This window comes from Sorangium sp. So ce204 (genome assembly GCF_051526795.1).
Classification (GTDB): domain Bacteria; phylum Myxococcota_A; class Polyangia; order Polyangiales; family Polyangiaceae; genus Sorangium; species Sorangium cellulosum_B.
Window position 1 is genome coordinate 9,875,122 of the sequence record NZ_CP150317.1, and the last position, 20,139, is coordinate 9,895,260.

Below are 20,139 nucleotides of genomic sequence, written 5' to 3' on the forward strand. Positions count from 1 at the left end.
CACGTCAGGTGCGGCGGGCCGAGGGCGCCCCGGTGCCCCCGGCTCGCCGTGTGGACCCGATGTCGACGAGAGGCGAGGCCCTCCCCAGGGCCTCGCCTCTTGCTTTTTCCGCGAGGCCGCGGACGATGCCGCGATGAGAGGCCTCCTCGCGCGCTCCGCCCTCGGGGCGCCCATCCTCGCCGCCCTGGTGCTCAGCGCGCTCCCTGCCCGCGCCGACGGCCCCCGCGCCGCGGCCGCCGACCCGTGGTTCGGCGATGACAAGGCGCGCCATTTCTGCGCGTCAATGGCCCTTGCCGGCGGCGGGTATGCGCTCGGTTCGCTCGCGACGAACGACGTTCGGCAGCGGCTCGCGCTGGGGGCCGCGCTCGCGCTCGGCGCCGGGCTGGCGAAGGAGGTCTACGATGCCGCCGGGCACGGCACCCCCTCGGTCCGCGACGTCGTCTGGGATGCGCTCGGCACCTCCGCCGGGCTTGGCCTCTCGCTCTGGTTCGACCTCGCGGCCACGCCGATCCAGTTCTGAGCCCGCATCGGCGGCACTGCGACGGAGCGGCGCCTGTGCGGTGAGAGCGCGGCGCGGCGACGAGCGAGCGGTGGTCCCGCGCGCGTTGCCGCCGTGCTAGCGTCTCCGCGACATGGGCAACCCCCTGTGGGCGCCCTGGCGCATCGAGTACATCCTTGCGCCGAAGGGCCAGGCCGACTGCATCTTCTGCGGCATCCCCCGCGCATCCGAGCAAGAACAGCGCGACCGGCTGGTCGTTGCGACGACCCGCCGCGCGTTCGTCATGCTCAACCGCTACCCGTTCGCGTCGGGCCACCTCCTCATCGTCCCGCACGCGCACGTCGCCTCGCTCGACGCGCTCGATCCGGCCGATCACGAGGCCCTCTTCCGCCTCGTGCGCGAGTCGACGACCCGCCTGCGCGCCGCGCTCAAGTGCGAGGGCATGAACGTCGGGATCAACCTTGGCACCGCGGCGGGCGCCGGCATCGCCGAGCACCTGCACGTCCACGTCGTCCCGCGCTGGCCAGGCGACACCAACTTCATGCCGGTGATCGCCGACGCCCGCGTCGTCCCGCAGGCGCTCGAGGCGACGCGGGACCACCTGCTCGGCTTCTTCGCCGACCTCCCCGCGTCGCTCGTCGACGAGGGCACCCACGGCCGGGCCGCGCGCGGCGAGGCGCTGTGAGCGAAGGCCCCACGCAGCGCACCGTGTTCCTGACGGTCAGCGCCGTCCTCACGGCGGCGCTGCTCATCGTGTCCCACGCGGTGCTGCTCCCGTTCGTGCTCGCGCTCGTGGTCGCCTACGTGCTCACGCCGGCGGTCCTCCGGCTCGAGCGCGCGCGCGTCCCGCGGTGGGCGGCGATCCTCGTCGTCTACGCGCTCGTGCTCTCCGGGATCGCGGGCTTCTTCGCCCTCAGCGTCCCGCGCCTCATCGCCGAGGGGAAGGCGCTCACCGCCGAGGCCCCGCGCCTCGCCGCGCGCCTGCGCGAGGAGTACCTGCCCGCGCTCGACGCGCGGCTCAACCGCTGGTCGGGCCGCGAGCCCGAGGCGCCGCCGGCGATCGCGCCCGACCAGGAGCCCGAGCAGGCCGCGCGGCCGCCTGGATCCATCGAGGCGCCTGGAGGAGACGAGGGCGTCGATCGCCCGCCGATCCGCATCTTGCCCGGGCCGGACGGCTCGTTCGACGTGCAGATCGCCGACGACGTCGAGGTCCGCGAGACGCGCGACGGCGTCTGGCAGATCGCGCAGGCGCGCCCGAGGCGCCGCGGGCTCTCCAGCGCGAACATGCTCCAGGAGGGCTACGAGAAGGGGGCCGCCTACCTGAAGGAGAACTCGCTCGCGGTCCTCCGGATCGGGCAGGCCATCGCGACGGCCATCTCGCGCGGCATCTTCAACCTCTTCATGACGTTGATGCTCGCCGGCTACATCATCCTGACGCACGAGAAGATCCTGCGCTTCTTCCGCGAGCTCTGGCACCCGACCTCGCGCGACTCGTTCGATCGGTTCCTGCGCCGGCTCGACCGGGGGCTCTCCGGCGTCGTCCGCGGGCAGCTCCTGATCTGCCTCGTCAACGGCGTGCTCTCCGCGATCGGCTTCTGGCTCTTCGACCTCAAGTACTGGCCGATCCTCTCCGTCCTCGCGGCGGTGATGTCGCTCATCCCGATCTTCGGCTCGATCCTGAGCTCGATCCCCGCGGTCCTCATCGGCCTCACGCAGTCGTTCGGCACGGCGGTCGGCGTGCTCGCGTGGATCGTGGGCATCCACCAGCTCGAGGCGAACTTCCTGAACCCGAAGATCATCGGCGACGCGGCGAAGATCCACCCGGTCCTCGTGGTGCTCGCGCTGCTCGTCGGCGAGCACTTCTTCCAGATCACCGGCGCGCTCTTCGCGGTGCCCTGCCTCTCGCTCGCGCAGACGATCTTCCTCCACTTCCGCGAGTCGACGCTGGGCCTCGCCGATCCGACGGCCACGATCCCGCCGCAGCGCGGCGTCCCGATCATCGCCCCCGCGATCGAGCCGCTCCCGCCGCTGCGCGGCTTCGAGCCCGCCCGCCCGGCCTCCACGCCCGTCCCCGCCCCCGAGCCCGAAGGCGAGCCCAGCGCCCGCAGCAGCGACCCCGACACGGCCGCGAGCTAGCCCTTCATCACCCTCCTCCGCCGCCCGTGCCCCCTCCCCGGGGCCGATCGGCCCGTCCGTCCGCCTCCGCTGGCCGCTCCCCCGCAAGCCGGCTATGAGACCCCGCGCCCCGCGCAGGAAATCAGCTCCACGACCTCGATGAAGACCCCCGGCAAACCCACCCCGAAGAAGCAGAGCCCCAAGCAGCAGCGCGAGCAGGCCATCGCCGCCCTCCGCAGCGGCGGAAAGCCCCCCGCCGACCCGCTCTCCCAGCTGAACCCGCGCTCGCTCGCCATCCGCGTCGGCATCCCGGCGCTCATCGTCTGGGCCATCGCCCTGGCCATCCCGGGGATCTGGCCGAAGGCGGTCGCCGGCGTCCTGACGGTCATCGTCGGCGGCGTCATCGTGTGGGCGCTGCGCTTCGCGACCCGGACGCGCGCCGTCGCGAAGATCGTGCAGACCGCCGACTCGGCCGAGGCCCGCAAGGACGCGATCGCCAAGCTCGACACGGATTTCAAGAAGGACGACACGGCCGCGACGTTCGCGAAGGCGCAGCTCCAGATGCAGGAGGACCCGCGGGCCGCGCTCCGGACGCTGGAGACCATCAACCTCGACAAGGTGATGGCCCCGATGGCCGACGAGGCGCGCGCCCAGCGCGGCATGATCCACCTCATCCTGAGCGAGACGGACGAGGCGCGGGCGCTCGTCGACAAGATCGACATGACCCGCCACAAGGAGCCGAGGATCCGCGCCATGATGGCCGCCATCGTCGGCGAGGCGTGGGCCCGGACCGGCCAGGCCGGCAAGGCGGTCGAGCTGCTCGAGACCTTCGATCCGAACGACGAGGCGTTCGCCGAGCTCAAGCCGCAGCTGCTCCGCTCGCGCGCGTTCGCCTATGCGTGGGCGAACAACACGAAGCAGATGAAGACCACGCTGCGGAGCCTGAGCGCGCTCAACCCGCAGTACCTGAGCGGCTTCGTCACGAAGAAGAAGAGCCCCATGGGCGTCCCGCCGCGCGGCGTCCACCCGATGCTCGAGAAGGAGGCGTTCGAGATGCTGATGCGCTCGGGCGCCATCCCTCGCAAGATGCAGCAGGTGCGGCGCGGCTGACGCGCGGCGCGCGGTGCGCCGCGCGTGGTGCGTGGTGCGTGGTGCGTGGTGCGTGGTGCGTGGTGCGTGGTCGATCGACGAGCGGCCGAGGCCGACCAGCGCCGCGCCTCGCCGTCGGCGCGCCGAGCCCGCCCGCCGAGAGCGGCCCCTTGACGCGGGGCGCGGCGAGCGGCTCAGATGCGCGCCCTCATGAGAGGAACCGCGCTGCTCTACAGCTCCCATAACCGCTGCAACTTCATCCACGATCACTACATCGCGCAGCGGGCGCTGTCGGGGCGGGACAACAAGCGCATCCTGTTCCTGCCGATGTCCGAGGCGCCCCGCGACGGCAACGAGCGCGAGCGGCAGGAGTTCGCGTACGGCAACTTCAGCTGGTTCTTCCGGTTTTACGAGCGGTTCGGCCTCGAGCACGTGCCGTTCTACTGGAGCAGCGACCTGCGCAGGGAGGACGTCGATGTCCTCTGGCGCTACCTCGCGTCGTCCGAGGTGGTGATCCTCGGCGGCGGCTACAGCACGACAGGGCTCTGGCGCTACAAGCAGCTCGGCGCGATGTTCGACGGAGAGCCCGGCAAGTTCGGGCGCCTCCTGCACGAGCGCCGGCAGCGGGGCCTGCTCACCGTCGGGTTCTCCGCCGGGGCCGACCAGCTCTGCCAGCACCTCTTCCGCCGGGTGTGGGACAGCCCCGGCGACAACGACGCGTTCGGCCTCGCGCGCGACACGCTGGTCACGCTCCACCACGAGCCGAGCCGCAACGGCGATCTCTGGCACGCGGCGCGGCGCATGCCCCGCTGCTTCGTCTTCGGGCTCCCGAACGACTCCGGGGTCCAGGTGGACTGGGGAGTGCTCCCGTCCGGCAACATCTGGCAGGTCTACGAGCTCATCATCGACACCTCGTGGGACGATCCCTCCGACGCGCTCCACGTCAAGACGCGGCAGGGCGCCCTCATCGACCACTTCGACCACACGGGCCGCCACTGGGCCTTCCACGGCGGCGACCACGTCGTGCGCGTCACGTCGCAGGACGGCCGCTTCGACCGAGCGTGGATGACGGCCGGCGGCCTTCTCCTCGACTACTGGACGCGCGAGCCTGCCGCCCACGGCTCGATCGACGACATCCTCGCTAGCCACTGATCACCGCTGATCACTGATCGCGCGCCCCCTGCGCACCCGTGCCCGTCCTGTGTGACCGCGGTCGCGCGCTCCCGGCGTGACCGCGGACGCGCTCCGTTCCCCGCGCTTCCCCGCGCTTCCCCGCGCTTCCCCGCGCCCCGGCATTGACGACAGGCAGGTGGCGCGTCATCGAAGAGCGCGAGGCCCGCCATGCCGCCCCGCCCCTGCGTGTTCTGCAGCATCGCCCGGGGCGAAACGCCGGCCCACGTCGTGCTCGACGAGCCGGAGGTCATGGCGTTCCTGGATCACCATCCGCTCTTCCCCGGCCACTGCCTGCTCGTCCCGCGCGCCCATCACGAGGTGCTCACCGACGTTCCGGCGTCGCTCGTCGGTCCGCTCTTCGCGGCCGCGCAGCGCCTCGCGCGCGCTGTTGAGTCCGCATGCTCTGCTGAGGGCTTCTTCGTCGCCATCAACAACCGCGTCAGTCAGAGCGTCCCCCACGTGCACATCCACGTGGTCCCGCGCCGTCGGAGGGACGGTCTCAAGGGCTTCTTCTGGCCTCGTTATAAATATGCGGGTGAGCACGAGATGCGCGGCTTCCGCGACGCCATCGTGACGGCATTGACGGCAGGTTGAATTCTGTCGCTGGTACGGGTATCTGGACGTGGGGCCGTGCTGGCTCAGGCGCGAGACGTCCGTCCCAGATCGGGACATTCTGCCACACACGGTCTGCACCTCGTTGTGTCTTGCGACGAACCGAGACCGCTGCCAGGTTAGGGAATAGACAGGGCGCCTCCCTGGTTCCCGGGGCCGACAGCCTCTCACTCCTCGAACGATGCTGGCTCTCCGGTCATTTTTCCCTCGGATCGCGCTGCTCTTCATGCTGATCCTCGCCCCGGCTGCGCTGGGACGGGCGAATATCAGCATCATCGAAGGCGGCAACTCCGATGTTTCGGGATCGTTTCGTACCGGGGCCAGCGAGAACGAGGCGGGGGGCCTCGAGGCCTTGCAGCCGCCGCTCCGCGACGGGGCCCATCGTTCGGTCGCCTCGCGACCGGCGCCGCGCGCCGGCGCGGCGCGGCCGCGCGCCGTCCTCGTCGCCGATCTCCGGCCCGTCCGCGTCCCCTCCCCCGTCCCCCACCCTCCCCTCCGTCGTCCTCCACCACGCTTCCTGAACTGACAGGCTAGCTCCGTGGCTGAGGCCGCTCGCGGTCCGGCTCGGAGTCGCTGGAATCGGAGGTGTTCACGACGATCGCCGCGCCGGAACGGCGCGGTCAACGAGAGGGTTTATTCCATGCAGAAGCTCGCGGACGGGTTGCACAAGTTCCATGCCGAGGTGTGCGGTACACATCAAGACCTCTTTCGCAGCCTGGCGAGGGGTCAGCGGCCCGAGGCGCTGTTCATCACGTGCTCGGACAGCCGCATCAACCCGAACCTCATCACGCAGACCCAGCCGGGCGATATCTTCATCGTGCGCAACGTCGGCAACATCGTGCCGCCGTACGGCGCCAGCAACGGCAGCGAGTCCGCCGCGATCGAGTTCGCGGTCGCGCACCTCGGGATCAAGCACATCATCGTCTGCGGCCACACGCACTGCGGCGCGATGCGCGGGCTGCTCAATCCCGGGGGCCTCGACGAGCTGCCGGCGGTCAAAGGGTGGCTCCAGCACGCGGAGCTGACGCGCCGCCTGGTGCAGGAGAACTACCCGCACATCGAGGGGGAGGATCGGCTGACGATCACGGTGGAGGAGAACGTGCTCGCCCAGATCGAGAACCTCCGGACGCACCCGACGATCCGCGCGCGGCTCGCGCGCGGCGAGCTCTCTCTCTATGCCTGGGTCTTCAAGATCGAGACCGGACAGGTCTTTCAATTCGAGGCTTCGACCGGCCAGTTCGGGCTGATCTGTGAGGCGGCGCCCCCGTCGGCGCTGCCGGAGTCGACGGTCTACCGGCGGGCCGTCTGAGCGCCGGTTCGTCGCCGATCCACGTCTTAACTCGAATCGAGAGGGCCCGTTCGATGCAGCTTCCGAATACCATCCATGCAGGCGCCGGGGTGAGTCCCGCCGGCGCCGTGACGCTTAGTTCCGAGAGCCCGGGTGCGAGCCCGGAGTCGCCGCCCGCGGAGAGCGCGCCGCCGCTCGACCCGCGCCTCACCGCGAACCTCAAGTACGACATCCCCGCCGGCCTCGTCGTCTTCCTCGTCGCCCTGCCGCTCTGCCTGGGCATCGCGCTCGCGTCGGGGGCCCCGCTCCTCTCCGGCATCGTGGCCGGCATCGTGGGCGGGCTCGTCATCCCGTTCGTGAGCCGCGCTCAGCTCAGCGTGAGCGGCCCGGCGGCGGGGCTCGCCGCCATCGTGCTCGCGGGCATCACCAGCCTGCAGAGCTTCCAGGCCTTCGCGATGGCCGTGGTGATCGGCGGCGTCCTTCAGCTCGGGCTCGGCGTGCTGAGGGCCGGCGCGATCAGCCATTTCTTCCCCTCCTCGGTCATCAAGGGGATGCTCGCGGCCATCGGCGTCCTGCTCATCCTGAAGCAGCTCCCCCACGCCGTCGGCTTCGACAAGGACAACTTCGCCTCCGAGTCGTTCCAGGCCGAGGGCGGCAACACCTTCACGATGCTCGGCCAGGCGACGCAGGCCATCGAGTGGGGCGCGTTCCTCCTCAGCGCCGTCTGCCTCGCCATCCTGGTCGGGTGGGAGAAGTCGCGCTTCGCGAAGATCTCCTGGCTCCCCGCGCCCCTCATCGCCGTGGTCGTCGCGACGCTCGGCAACGAGCTGTTCAAGGTGGCGATCCCGTCGCTCGCCCTCGAGCAGAAGCACCTCGTGACGCTGCCCACGGGCGACCTGATCAGCGCGCTCCAGTTCCCGGACTGGTCGGCGATCCTGCGGCCCGAGGTGTGGGTGCTGGGCGTGACGCTCGCGATCGTGGCCAGCCTCGAGACGCTGCTCAACCTGGAGGCCGTGGATCGGATCGATCCGTGGCACCGCAAGTCGCCGCCGAACCGGGAGCTCGTCGCGCAGGGCCTCGCCAACATGCTCTCCGGGTTCGCCGGCGGTCTCCCGGTGACGTCGGTCATCGTCCGCAGCAGCGCCAACACGAACGCCGGCGCGCGGACGCGGGTCTCCGCCTTCGCGCACGGCGCGCTCCTGCTGCTCGCGGTGGTCTTCGCGGCGGGGCTGCTCTCGCGCATCCCGCTCGCGTGCCTCGCGACGATCCTGCTCGTGACCGGCTACAAGCTGGCCAAGCCCAAGATCTTCGCCGAGATGCGCCAGCTCGGCTGGAACCACTTCATCCCGTTCGTGGTGACGATCGTGGCCATCGTGCTGACCGATCTCCTGAAGGGCATCGCCATCGGCCTCGCGGTCGGCGTCCTCTTCGTGCTGAGGACCCAGATGTCCCGCGTCTTCGACGTGATCCACGAGGGCGCTCGCGTGACCATCCGGTTCAACAAGGCGGCCTACTTCTTCACCCAGGGCAACCTCGTCACGCTGCTCGAGCGCCTGCCGAGCGACACCCACGTGGTCGTGGACGCCCAGGGGGTTTCCTACATCGACCATGACGTCGCGGAGCTGATCCGGCGCTTCCAGCAATCGGCGCATCGGCGAAATATCCACGTCGAGCTCCGCGGCTTTTAGAGACACCCAGACACCTGCACGTCCCCGCCCCGCGCGACGAGCCCCCTCCCCGGGGGCGCGCGAAAACAGCGGCTAATTTGGACCGCCGAGCCGCCTCGAGCGAAGCTGGTCGGATGCGCGCTGCTCTCGATCGGGCCAGGACGACGGGCGAGATTCTTACGCCACGGCTCGACGAGATCCGGCGGAGACCGCTCTTCGGGCTCCAGGGCTACAGCGGGCTCCACCGATCGTGCGGAGACGTGTACTTCCCGGCGTCGATCGAGGAGCTGAGGGTGCTGTTCCGCATGGCGAGGCGGACAGGGCGCAGGATCACGTTCCGCGCCGGAGGGCAGTCGTTCGACGGTCAGGCGCTGAACGACGACATCGTGATCTCGATGCACCACTTCCGATCCATCGAGATCGACACGCAAGGAGCGCGGATTACCGTGGGCGCCGGCGCGACCTGGGGAGCCATCGCCCGCGCGCTCGCCGCCCGCGGCTTCGTGCCCTACACGGTCGTCTCGACGAGCCACGCCACCGCGGGAGGCACGGTCTCGGGGGACTGCCTCTCGCGCTTCTCGGGCATCGCCAGCAAAGAGGGACACTACGTCGAGCGGCTCTCCCTCCTCTCCCTCGACGGACAGCTGCTCTCCCTCAGCCGCGATGAGGCGACGAGCGCGCTGTTCCACGCGGTGATCGGCGGGCTCGGCTACCTCGGCGCGGTGATCGATGTCACCTACCGCGTCGCGCGCGTCGCCCCGGCAGGGACGCCGATCCGGGTCGTCACCGAGGCGACGCGCTGCGCCTCGCTCGAGGAGCTCGCGACGGCGCTCCTCCCGCGCGCGGAGCAGCTCCTGCAGTCCGAGGGCGGCACCGCGGACGAGGACGGGTGGATCCCGGAGGCGCTCTTCTCCATCGCCTTCCACACCCTGGAGGGGAGCAGGAGCATGGTCCTCCGGTCGCGGTACGTCCCGGGGACCTCGCACGAGCTCCGCCCGCTGCTGATCCATCGCCCCCGGCACGCGCTCCGCGTCCCGATCGAGTGGCTGATGCGCGCCTCCGTGGTGAGCCGGGGCCTCTGGACGCTCATCGACCGCTTCCTCTTCGATGTCTCACGCCCGTACGTCGATGAGCTCATGGGCTACCTGTTCTTCATGGACGGCAACGTCCGCGCGAAGCGCATCGCGCAGACCCTCGGGATGCCCATGCTCACGGTGCAGCAAGCGTTCATGATCCCCTACGACCCGGGCGACCAGGAGGACAGCCTGCGCCGGCTCGTCGATTTCCTGGGCAAGGTGGATGAGATCGCGAGCCGAGACGGCATACCGCCGCTCCTGCTCGACGTGCTCCACATCCAGGGCGATCAGTTCCTCCTCTCGGCGAACCACGGGACCGACGGGTTCGCGGTGACGCTCGCGTTCGAGGCCTCGGAGGAAGAGAGCGCCCACCGGATCGGCCTCCGCCTCAGCGAGCTCAGCGCGCGCGCGCTCGAGCTCGGCGGCCGCGTCTACCTGGTGAAGAACGTCCACGCGACAGCGGAGGACCTCCAGGCGATGTACGCGCACGCGCTCCCGGAGTTCGTCCGCCTGAAGCGGCTCGTCGATCCCGACGGGCTCCTGCGCAACGAGTTCCTCGAGCGGGTGTTCCCCGCGCACTTCGGCGCGGCGCCACGGCCCGCCAGCCCGTGAGCACGGCGCGCCGAGGGACGGACACCCTCCCTGCTTTCCGGTGAGTTCAAGGCGCGAGGACGCCGCTCGGGCTGACGAGAGACGGAACAGCGAGGGCGCAGCGAGAGAGAGAGAAGAACGCTCTCCGCGCCCGCCTCGCCCCGGTCTTCGCCGCGCGCCGAACAACGGCCCGGACAGCAGCGGGGAATCGGTGGTTGGGATCTTGCAGCTCTCGACATGAGCGACGTGAGCTGACGTGAGCGATGTGAGCACGCGTGCGGACGCGTGGCGAACACGCGGAGGACGCCGGGGCCATGCATGGCAGTCGACAGCGGGATCAGCCCCTCCGTGCGCGAGGCGCGTACGGGTGGGCTCGACGCCTCTCCGGGGTGCTCACGCCGCTCGTCCCGCTGGCGGTCAGCGCGTGCCGCGGCGACTGCCCGCGCGTCGAGGCCTCGCAGCAGCGCGTCGAGGACACGCAGCAACCCGCCGGCGCGCCGGCGAGCCCGGCGGCGGCCGCAAGGCCAGAGAAACGCGACAACCGGTCGAGCCGCGCGACGACAGCCACCTCCGTCCCGGCGCCCTGGCTGCTCACCATCCAGCCGACGACGGGGGAGGGCGCGAGGATCGCGAGCATGGATATCCGCAGCTTCACGTCCCCGCTCCTGGAGCCGGGCGACGTCATCCTCGCTGTCGACGGGCAGCCGGTCCACTCGCTGGCAGGCCTCGAGGGCTACCTGCGCGCCCGCGTGCCCGGCGACATGGTGGTGCTCACCGTGCTCCGCAACGAGACCACGATCAACTATGCGATGCTCCAGGTGCCGACCGGCGACGCTCCGGCGCCCCCGTCAGCCGCGGCGACCAGGTCCAGAGGCGGCGGCTGACCGCCTCGCGTCCGCCCGCGGCCCCGGCCCGGCGCGCGTTCGTCAGGGCGGCGGCGCGCGCTCGGCGACGAGCGCCTCGATGCGCGCCGCGAGCGCCTCGATGTCCCCGTCCGTCGTCTGCGGGTTCATGATGACGAGGCGCAGCCACGACTCGCCGCGCAGCGTGGTTCGCGTGATGTAGAAGCTCCCCTCCTCCACGATCTGCCGCCGGACGCGATCCTGCGTCGCCGAGTCGCGGCCGATCCGGAAGCAGAGGATGTTGGCCTGCGGGGCGCCGAAGCACTCGAACGCCGGCCGGCGCGCGAGCAGGCCGTGGAAGCGCCGGGCGGCGTCGAAGAGGCGCTCGACGTGCGCGGACAGGCCGGCCTCGCCGACGAGGGCGAGGTTGAAGAACAGCTTGAGCGACAGCTGCGCCTTCGTGCACTCGAACGTGAGCTTGGAGAGATCGACGCCCTGCCGCTCGTCGTCGCCGTGCAGGTACGGCGCGTACTGCTCGTAGGTGCCGGCGAGCGCGGCGGGATCTTTGACGAGGACCGCGCAGGCCAGCGTCGATGTGCCGAGCATCTTGTGCATGTCGCAGACCAGCGAGTCGGCGAGCTCGACGCCGTCGAGGAGGTCCCGGTAGCGCTCGGTGAAGCGCGCCGCCGCGCCGTGGGCGCCGTCGACGTGGAGCCAGAGCCCCTCCCGCCGGCAGAAGGCGCCGATCTCCCGCAGCGGGTCGAAGGCCCCGTTCGGCGTCGCGCCCGCGTTGGCCACCACGGCGAGCACCCGCTTGCCCGCCCGCTTCACGTCCTCGTACGCCCGCGAGAGCGCCCGCGGGACGATCCGGAGCACGTCGTCCACGGCGACCTTCACGACGGCATCGACGCCGAGGCCCAGGATGGCGGCGGCGCGCGCGACCGAATAATGCGCCGCCTCCGAGGCGAGCAGGACGAGGCCGGGCGGGACGCCCGCCTTGAAGCTCCCCGGGGCGACGCGCTCCCTGCACGCGAGCAGCGCGCTCAGGTTGCCCAGGCTCCCGCCGTGGGTGATGACGCCGTCGCCCTCGGCGCCCCAGCCGATCTTGCCCCGCATCCAGCGGAGGAGCCCGCGCTCGATCGCGGTGCCGGCAGGCCCCATTTCATAGACGGCCATGCCGTTGTTCAGGACGCCGTGCACGAGGTCGGCGAGCGACGACGACAGCATGGGCACGGCCACCTGGTGGCCGAAGTAGCGGGGGTGGTGCAGCCGGTTGCTGTTGTCGAGGACGGTGGCGACGAGGGCGGCGAGATCCGCGCCGCCGTGCGCGACCGTGCGATCGAAGTCGAGCGCGGCGAGGATCTCCTCGATCGATCGCTGCACGAGCACCGGCCCTTCCCGGCGCTGCGCCCTGCGCACGTGATCCGCGAGCAGCGCGCCCAGGCGGGCCGCCTCGCGCTCGAGGAAATCGGGGGAGAGCGCGGTCGTCAGCGGGTCCTTCATCGCGCCCGCGCTCCTCGCCCTCTGCCGGGCGCCTTGTCGCCGCGTCGCCTGCCGCTCAGGAACGCGAACGCCTCGTCGACCTGCTCGTCGGTCATCGCGTGCCCGGCGCGCGGCTTGCCGAGCGATCTCGATGGCCATTTCAGCCTGCGGAGCATCTTCGCGAGCGCCACCTGGTCCTTGTGCGCCGGGTCCTTCCCGCCCCAGCCGACGAACACCGGCGCGCGCAGCTTCGTCTGCGCGGCCGCCCGCTGCAGGTAGCGCGCAGCCGATCCGCCTGCGAACGCCGCGTAGCCGTCGACCGGCAGCCGCCCGCGCATCGCCAGCGACGTCGCGTAGTACGCCCCGTTCGAGAAGCCGAACACGAGCACCCGCTCGAAGCGCGCGCCCGCGCGCCGCTCGAGCTCCGCGCGCGCCGCGTCCCACTCGGCGAGCAGGGCGTCCTCGTGGGCCGCCTGCGCGGCGGAGGCGGTGGGCCAGCACCACCAGTCTTCCATCGAATTTGGCATCGTTCTTGGACCGATCCCGCGCCGGCCGCGCGGCATCATCACGGCGGCCCCGTGCCGGGCGCCGGCCCGCGCCGCGCCCCGCTGCTGCGCCCACTGCCACCCGGAATCGGGCTGGACGACGCCGTGCAGGAAGATCACGAGCACCCGCGGGCCAGGCGCCGGCCTGGCCGGCAGGAAGGCGCACACCTCACCGGGCAGCGACGCGAGCTCGGGCGCACACCAGCGGGCCGCCGCCGGATCCTGCGGGGACGCGGCCGCGCTCGCCGCGGGCGCGGCCGCAGGGGGCGCGCTCGCCGTGGGTGCTGCTGCGGAAGGAGCGCTCGCCACGGGCGCGGCCGCGGGGGGCGGCGAGCTGGTCCCGTCGCCGTTGGCCGAGGCGGATGCGCCCGCGGCCAGGGGCGCGGCCAGGGACAGCACCGTCACGAGCGAGCGCATGGGCGCGCAGTACCATGTCCGCGCTTCCGCCGGGAATACCCCTCGCCGCCTCTCTTCTGCGTCTTTGCCCCGCGTCCTGGCGTCGAGCGCTCGCCGCCGGCGGTGGGTCAGCGCAAGCCGCGCGGCGTCAGAGCCGCACCTCGATGCCCGCGCCGGACGCGCTCAGCCACGGCGTCACGGAGCCCGCCTTGGTCGTGCTCGGCGCGGGCTCCTTCAGCAGCAGGTAGAGCCCGACGCCCACCGTCGCGACGCCGGCGACGCCGAGGACGTCGCCGGCGATCCCCTTGGCCCGCGCGGCGCCCGCGTCCGCGCCCGTGCTCGAGCGCGCGTCGCCTGCCTGCTTCAGGCCCGAGAGCCCGAGGATGGCTCCGCCGGCGAAGAGCGCGCCGCCCGCGCCCAGGACGACGAGGGGGAGCGTCCGGCTCGATGATGCATCGGCAGCGCCGGCCACGGGAGGCAGAGCGCCTTCAGCAGCCGAGGCTTGCCTCGTCTCGGTCGTGGCTCGCGCCAGGGCGATCGGGACCTCGACCGAGCTGCCCGCGCCGACGCTGAACCGGGCGACCGCGGCGCGGAACCCCGGAGCGCTCGCCGCGATCTCGTGAGCGCCCGGGTCCAGCTCGATGACCTGACCAGGGGCCGCGCTCAGCGGCCTCCCGTCCATGGCCAGCGTCAGCCCGCCGATCTCGGCGGGCCTGACGGAGATCGTCGCTCGGCCGATGTGCCCTTCGAGCGCCGCGACCGCCTCGCGCGCCGGCCCGACGTAAGGAGAGGTCGTCGGCGTCGGCGGCTCGGCCAGGAATGCGCGAAAGCTGCCGAGCGCCTCGACGAGGTGCCCGGTCTCCTTCTGCGCGACGCCGAGGCTGTAGCGCGTGAGGGGAGCCGCCTTGATCTGGAGCGATCGGGCGTACAGCGCGCGCGCCTCCTCCCAGCGCCCCTGCTTCGCCAGCTTGGCCCCCTGGACGAACAGCACGCGCGCGGACTCCACATCGCCCGCGCCCTGCGCCGACGCGGCGAGCGGGGCCGAGGCCATGAGCAAGGCCGCGGCGAGCGCGAGGCCGAGGCGCGCGGAGCGCTGTGCGGGGCGCGCGCTCATGAGCAGTCTCCTCGCCGGCACTTCGTACCGGCGGGGCATCGGTTGCCACAGGCGCCGCAATGATCGTCGTTGTTCCACAGGTTGGTCTCGCAATGACGCGCCGGGTCCCCGTCGCAATCGGCGTAATGGCCATTGCAGGTCGTCTCGGTGCCTGCACCGCTGCTCGCTGCAGCGCCTCCCGCGCCGCTCCAGCTGCTCGCGCCCTCGCCTCCCGCGCCGCTCCCGCCAGCGCCGCTTCCGCTGCCGTCGCTTCCCGCGCCGCTCCCACCAGCGCCGCTTCCGCTGCCCTCGCCTACGCCGACGCTCGCGCCAGGACCGCTCCCGCCCCCGGCGCCAGCGCCGCTCCCATCGCTCGTACCAGCGCCGCTTCCGCTGCCCTCGCCTGCACTGCTGCTCGGGCCAGGGCCGCTCCCATTGCTCGGGCCAGCGCCGCTCCCGCTGCTCGGGCCAGCGCCGCTCCCGCTGCTCGGGACAGCGCCGCTCCCGCTGCTCGGCTGGGGGCCGCTCCCGCTGCTCGGGACAGCGCCGCTCCCGCTGCTCGGGACAGCGCCGCTCCCGCTGCTCGGGACAGCGCCGCTCCCGCTGCTCGGGACAGCGCCGCTCCCGCTGCTCGGCTGGGGGCCGCTCCCGCTGCTCGGGACAGCGCCGCTCCCGCTGCTCGGGACAGCGCCGCTCCCGCTGCCTGCGCTTCCGCTGCCTCCGCTGCTTGTCGCGCTCTCGTCGCCACCGCTGCCCACGGTGGTCCTGCTCGTGCTCGCGCCGCTGCTCCCGATGAGGTCACCCCCGCCACGCCCGTCGCCGACCTGGTCCTCGAGCCCTCCAGCGCCCTCTGTTTCGTCGGCCTTGTCGGACAGCTCCTCGCTGATCAGAGCGGAGCAGCCTCCCGGCCCGAGCGCCGCTGCAGCGAGCGTGACCAGGAGGAGCATCAGATCGCCAGAACCACGAAGGGAGCGGTGCTTCACCCCGGGAGTGCGCATGACCACCTCAGAAGTCGGGCGCCGCCGGCAGCGGCATGGACGTGGAATCAGGCCGCGGGCGCGCTCGCGGAGCGCGCGGCTCGACCCGCTGAGCGCGCGGCTCGGCCACCTGAGCGCGCGGCGCGATCCGTTGCACGGCCGGCTCGGCCACCTGAGCGCGCGGCTCCGCAGGCGCCGGCACGAGCTCATCCCATGGATCACTCGGCTCCTCCCACGGATCGCTCGGCTCGTCCCGCTCGACAGGCGCGCTGTCCGCCGCCGCACCCCTCATGGCCGCCTCGGAAGCAGCCGCGCGCCGCGCGCCGGCATCGGGGGGCGCGACGCCGATCGAGGACGCAGCGGACGCCGTCCCCCGCAGCGCTTCCGACGCGCCCAGGGCGACGGCAGGAGCAGCCGTCATGACCGCCGGCCGAGCGGTGCCCGCGCTCGCGCTCCCACCCCGCGCGCCCAGCCCCAGGACGACCACCAGAGGCGCGGCGAAGGCGAGGACCCCGGCCACGAGCGCCTTCTGGAGCCACGGCGAGGCCGTGAGCCCGAGCCGAGCTCCGCGCCATGCCTCGGCCATCTTGATGGTGCCGCCCCGGCGCGCGACGGGCGTGGCCACCGGCGCCGGCAGCGCCGGCAGCGCGCCCGGCGCCTCCCGCGCGCCGGCCGGGCGCTGCGCCGCCACCTCCGCCCCGGAGGCCGCTCCCGCAGGCGCGGCGATCGGAGCCGCCTTCTCCGCCGCGAGCGGCGGCTCGGCCCCTCGCGCGAGCCACTGGTGTGCGAGCGACGTGCCCGCCACGTCCGCCGTCACCCCGCGCTCGACGGCCCAGGCAGCGAGCGCGCGGCCGAGCGCGCGCATGCTGGGCCATCGATCGGCCGGCGATTTGGCCAGCCCGCGCTGGAGGATCGCCCACAGCGCCTCGTCGCCGGCGCCGAGCTCCGTCGTCGGCACCGGCTCCTTGCTGAAGATCGCCACGATCACCGCGCTCAGCGTCTCCCCGCTGAACGGCCGCCGCCCGGTGATCAGCTCGTACATCACCACGCTGAACGCCCAGACGTCGGTCTGCTCCCCGACGTCCAGCTGGCCGTCGGCCTGCTCCGGCGACATGTACTCCGGGCTGCCGACGATCATCCCTCGCTGCGTGATCGCAGGGCTCGCCGCGTTGGCGAGCTTGGCGATGCCGAAGTCGACGACCTTCGGGACGTGGCCGCCCGCGCCGTCGGGCACGATGAGGATGTTGGCAGGCTTGATGTCGCGATGGACGATGCGCTGCGCGTGGGCCGTCGCGAGCGCACACGCGACCGGCAAGAGCATCTGGACCGCCTGCTCCGCCGGCACCCGGCCCCTCGCCTCCAGCCAGCTCGAGAGCGGCGTGCCCTCGAGCAGCTCCATCACCAGGAACGGCTCGCCCGCGTCGGTCTCGCCGAAATCGAACACGCGCACGATCGCCGGATGGCCGAGCTTCGCCGTCGCGCGCGCCTCGCGGAGCAACCGCTCGGCGGCGTGGCCGTCGAGCTGCTCCTCGTGGAGCACCTTGATCGCCACGTCGACGTCGAGCCAGAGGCTGCGCGCGCGCCACACCGTGCCCATGCCCCCCGCGCCCAGCCGGCCCACGATCTGGTACTTGCCCGCGAGGACCTCGCCCACGGCGCGCTCCCGCTGCGGCGATCCACGGACGCTCGACGAGACGCCGCCCGTGCTCTCATCGCCTCTCCCGGCGAGCGCGAGCCATCCGCTCTGGCCGGGGACATGGTGCTCGTCCATCATGGGTCGCCCTCCTGGAAAGCAAGCGGCGAACCAGGAGCCGTCTCCTCACCTCCGCCGGCGCCTGCGCGGCGAAACACCCAGACCACGTCCGCCGCGCGCAGCGTCCGGCGAGCTCGACGCTCACCCGCGCGCCCTCGGGGCGAGACGACACGACGAGCACGGATTCCCCTTTCCGGCCGGGAATCGGCCGCGCGCATCGGTCACGCTGGGGCAATTTGCACCACGGGGCCGCGCGGCCGCGCTCTCACCCGTGCAGGTGCACCGCGATCTGTCTCGTCAGGACGGCGGCCGAGTGTCCAGCATGCAGCGTGTACACGCCGGGCTCCACCTGCCATCGGCCTGCCGCCCAGTGCGCGAAGGCCCGCGGCTCGACGGTGACGGCGACGTCGACCGTCTGCTCGGGCTCGGCCTCGACGGACGCGAAGCCGGCCAGCCAGAGCGCGGGGCGCTCGACCTCGGAGACCGGCCGCGACAGGTAGAGCTGGACCACGTGGCGCCCGCGGCGCGTCCCGACGTTGCGCACGCGCACCCGCGCCTCGAGCGCCGCGCCGGCGGCGACGCTGGGCGCTTCGACGTCGAGGATCTCCCACCGCGTGTAGCCCAGGCCGTGCCCGAACGGGTAGGCCGGGGTGACGCCTGCGCGCGCCCAGGCCCGGTACCCGATGTGCAGGCCCTCGGCATAGACCAGCTTGCCGTTCTCGGGCTTCGTCGAGAGCACGGGCACGTCCTCCGCGCGCGCGGGCCAGGTCGTGGGCAGGCGGCCGCCGGGCTCCACGGCGCCGAGCAGCACGTCGGCGGCGGCGGCGCCGAACTCCTGGCCCGGGAACCACGTGAGGAGCACCGCGGCCACCTCGTCGCGCCACGGCATGGTCACCGGCCCGCCGGAGTTCACAAGCACGATCGTCCGGGGGCTCACGGCCGCGACGGCGCGGATCAGCTCGTCCTGGCGGCCGGGGAGCCCGAGCGTGCTCCGGTCGAAGCCCTCGCTCTCGATCGCCTCGGTGGTGCCGACGACCACGATCGCGACGTCGGCGGAGCGCGCGAGCTCCACGGCGCGCGCCAGCTCCTCCTCGTCGGACAGCGCCGGAACCTCGGCGCCCAGGGAGAACGCCACCGCGAGCGTGCCCACGGGGACGGTGTGCGTCAGGGCGAGATCGATCTCCTGGCCGGCGGCCAGGGACAGCTCGGCCGCCCGCTGCGGCGGGGCGAGCAGGGCCGCGGCCATGTCGTCCTTGTCCGGCAAGATCACCTCGTCGAAGAGGACCTGCCCGCCGGCGGTGAGGCGGTAGACGCCCACGCCGGCCACGCCGATCCGGTAGAGCCCGGCCCCGGCGGCGCGGAACCGCGCCGTCACCTCGATCGTCGCGGCCTCGTTCGCGCGCTGATCCCCGATGAACGTGAGGCGCCCGACGTCGCGGTGCTCTTCGTGCAGGACGCCGCCCTTCGCGTCGAGGAGCCGCACGTGGACGCCGTGCTGGCCGCTCACGGGGTCGACGACCTGGTCGCCGGCCACCGGTACGAGCCCTTCGTGGATGCGGGCGCCGACGGCGTGGAGCACCTCGGCGCGCCGGCCGAGCGCGGCGCGCAGCCCGTCCAGCGGCGAGACCGCGTAGTGCGGGTGGACGCTGGCGCTGCCGCCGCCCTGGATCCGCCCCGCCGCGGCGCTCGGGCCGATCACGGCGATGCGCCGCAGGCTGGCCGCGTCGAGCGGGAGCGCGTCGCCCTGGTTGCGCACGAGCACCATGCCGGCCGCGGCAGCCTCGCGGGCGAGCGTCCCGGCCTCGGCGCTGGAGAGCGGGGTCGGGGCGGGCGCGGCCGGCGTGACGCCCTCGAGGGCGCCGACCCGGGCGGCGAGGCGCAGCAGGCGGCGGACCTTGTCGTCGATGGCCTTTTCGGGCACCGCGCCGCGGCGGACGGCGGCGACGAGCGCCGCGCCCCACGGCCCTCCCGGGCCCGGCATGGCGAGGTCCAGCGCCGCGCGCGCCGCGGCCTCGGTGGAGCGGGTCGCGGTCCAGTCGGAGACCACGACGCCGTCGAAGCCCCACTCGTCCCCGAGCGGCGACGCGAGCAGCGCGCTCTCCGTCAGGGTCACCCCGTTCACGGCGTTGTACGAGGCCATCACGAGCCACGCGCCCGCGCCGGTGATCATCCGCTCGAAGGGCGCGAGGTAGAGCTCGCGCAGCGTGCGCTCATCGACCCGGACGTCGACCGTGAACCGCTCGGTCTCCGAGTCGTTGGCGACGTAGTGCTTGGGCGTGGCGCCGACGCCGTGGGCCTGCAGCCCTCGGACGTAGGCGGCGCCGATCCGGCCGGTCAGCAGCGGATCTTCCGAGAAGCACTCGAAGTGCCTGCCGCCGAGCGGGCTGCGGTGCAGGTTGACGGTCGGCCCCAGGACGACGTCGACGCCCTTGCGCCGCGCCTCCGACGCCAGCGCGGCGCCGACGCGCTCCAGCAAGGCCTCGTCCCACGTGGCCGCGAGGGCGGTGGAGGAAGGGAGGCTCACCGAGGGGTCGCGCTCGTCCCAGCGCTCGCCGCGCACGCCGACCGGGCCATCCGAGACGACCATGCGGCGCAGGCCGATCGCGGGCTCGGGGTGCGTGCTCCAGAAGTCGGCGCCCGTGAGCAGGCGGACCTTCTGCTCGAGCGACAGCGCGGCGAGGGCGTCCGCCACCCGCCGTTCGACGGCCTCGGGCAGGAGATCGGTCTTCTGGGGGCGAGCGGAGCGCGAGTCAGCGACGGCCATGAACCCTCCTGGAAGCGCGGAGGCGCCGGCGAGGCGGCGCCGCGCACGGGACAACCACGGTCGAGGAAACACCAGGTTCACAGGAGAGTCACGGTCGCCGAGAGCTCGCGCTCGCGAGCGGGCGGGCGGGCGTCGCGGTGGTCGAGGGCGCGCCGCCCGTTGCGCGGGGGTGGGAAC

Annotated in this window: 16 protein-coding genes; 10 read left to right on the forward strand and 6 right to left on the reverse strand. The window is 72.8% G+C overall.

Features of this window, described 5'->3' with window-relative positions:
* Positions 1–133: 133 nt before the first annotated feature.
* The 10 genes from WMF22_RS37040 to WMF22_RS37085 all read left to right on the forward strand — a co-directional run bounded on the left by WMF22_RS37040 (position 134) and on the right by WMF22_RS37085 (position 10,994).
* Positions 134–520, forward strand: a complete 387-nt coding sequence (locus WMF22_RS37040) for a YfiM family protein (protein WP_438032820.1) — start codon at positions 134–136, stop codon at positions 518–520.
* 112 nt (positions 521–632) lie between these two features.
* Positions 633–1,184: an HIT family protein gene (locus WMF22_RS37045; RefSeq protein WP_437294655.1), complete on the forward strand. Its 552-nt coding sequence runs from the start codon at positions 633–635 to the stop codon at positions 1,182–1,184.
* Positions 1,181–2,635: an AI-2E family transporter gene (locus WMF22_RS37050; protein ID WP_438032821.1), complete on the forward strand. Its 1,455-nt coding sequence runs from the start codon at positions 1,181–1,183 to the stop codon at positions 2,633–2,635. The genes WMF22_RS37045 and WMF22_RS37050 overlap by 4 nt, the downstream gene beginning before the upstream one ends.
* Before the next feature lie 138 nt (positions 2,636–2,773).
* Positions 2,774–3,724: a hypothetical protein gene (locus WMF22_RS37055; protein WP_437294657.1), complete on the forward strand. Its 951-nt coding sequence runs from the start codon at positions 2,774–2,776 to the stop codon at positions 3,722–3,724.
* A 189-nt stretch (positions 3,725–3,913) separates the two neighbouring features.
* Positions 3,914–4,855 (forward strand): hypothetical protein, encoded by a 942-nt coding sequence (locus WMF22_RS37060; protein WP_437294658.1) that lies wholly within the window; start codon positions 3,914–3,916, stop codon positions 4,853–4,855.
* A 189-nt stretch (positions 4,856–5,044) separates the two neighbouring features.
* Positions 5,045–5,470 carry an HIT family protein gene (locus tag WMF22_RS37065; RefSeq protein ID WP_437294659.1) on the forward strand — a complete coding sequence of 142 codons (426 nt, stop codon included), beginning with the start codon at positions 5,045–5,047 and terminating at the stop codon, positions 5,468–5,470.
* 658 nt (positions 5,471–6,128) lie between these two features.
* Entirely contained in the window at positions 6,129–6,797 is a 669-nt protein-coding gene (locus WMF22_RS37070) for a carbonic anhydrase (RefSeq protein ID WP_437294660.1), read from the forward strand.
* A gap of 107 nt (positions 6,798–6,904) precedes the next feature.
* Complete coding sequence (locus WMF22_RS37075) at positions 6,905–8,464, forward strand: SulP family inorganic anion transporter (protein WP_437294661.1); 1,560 nt, start codon at positions 6,905–6,907, stop codon at positions 8,462–8,464.
* A gap of 113 nt (positions 8,465–8,577) precedes the next feature.
* The gene (locus WMF22_RS37080; protein WP_437294662.1) at positions 8,578–10,131 is read left to right on the forward strand and encodes an FAD-binding oxidoreductase; all 1,554 of its coding nucleotides are present in this window, start codon (positions 8,578–8,580) and stop codon (positions 10,129–10,131) included.
* Between the two features lie 293 nt (positions 10,132–10,424).
* Positions 10,425–10,994, forward strand: coding sequence for a PDZ domain-containing protein (locus WMF22_RS37085; protein ID WP_437294663.1), 570 nt, complete (start codon positions 10,425–10,427; stop codon positions 10,992–10,994).
* A gap of 42 nt (positions 10,995–11,036) precedes the next feature.
* Here WMF22_RS37085 and WMF22_RS37090 read toward each other — a convergent pair whose 3' ends face one another.
* The 6 genes from WMF22_RS37090 to WMF22_RS37115 all read right to left on the reverse strand — a co-directional run bounded on the left by WMF22_RS37090 (position 11,037) and on the right by WMF22_RS37115 (position 19,962).
* Entirely contained in the window at positions 11,037–12,455 is a 1,419-nt protein-coding gene (locus WMF22_RS37090; RefSeq protein WP_438032822.1) for a pyridoxal phosphate-dependent decarboxylase family protein, read from the reverse strand.
* On the reverse strand, positions 12,452–13,396 hold the full coding sequence (locus tag WMF22_RS37095) for an alpha/beta hydrolase (protein WP_438032823.1): 945 nt from the start codon (positions 13,394–13,396) through the stop codon (positions 12,452–12,454). Before WMF22_RS37095 ends, WMF22_RS37090 begins: the two co-directional genes overlap by 4 nt.
* 127 nt (positions 13,397–13,523) lie before the next feature.
* Positions 13,524–14,489, reverse strand: coding sequence for a hypothetical protein (locus WMF22_RS37100; protein ID WP_438032824.1), 966 nt, complete (start codon positions 14,487–14,489; stop codon positions 13,524–13,526).
* Complete coding sequence (locus WMF22_RS37105) at positions 14,486–15,466, reverse strand: hypothetical protein (protein WP_438032825.1); 981 nt, start codon at positions 15,464–15,466, stop codon at positions 14,486–14,488. The genes WMF22_RS37100 and WMF22_RS37105 overlap by 4 nt, the downstream gene beginning before the upstream one ends.
* Positions 15,467–15,473: 7 nt before the next feature.
* Entirely contained in the window at positions 15,474–17,219 is a 1,746-nt protein-coding gene (locus WMF22_RS37110; protein WP_438032826.1) for a protein kinase domain-containing protein, read from the reverse strand.
* 244 nt (positions 17,220–17,463) lie between these two features.
* The gene (locus WMF22_RS37115; protein WP_438032827.1) at positions 17,464–19,962 is read right to left on the reverse strand and encodes a beta-glucosidase; all 2,499 of its coding nucleotides are present in this window, start codon (positions 19,960–19,962) and stop codon (positions 17,464–17,466) included.
* Positions 19,963–20,139 lie beyond the last annotated feature (177 nt).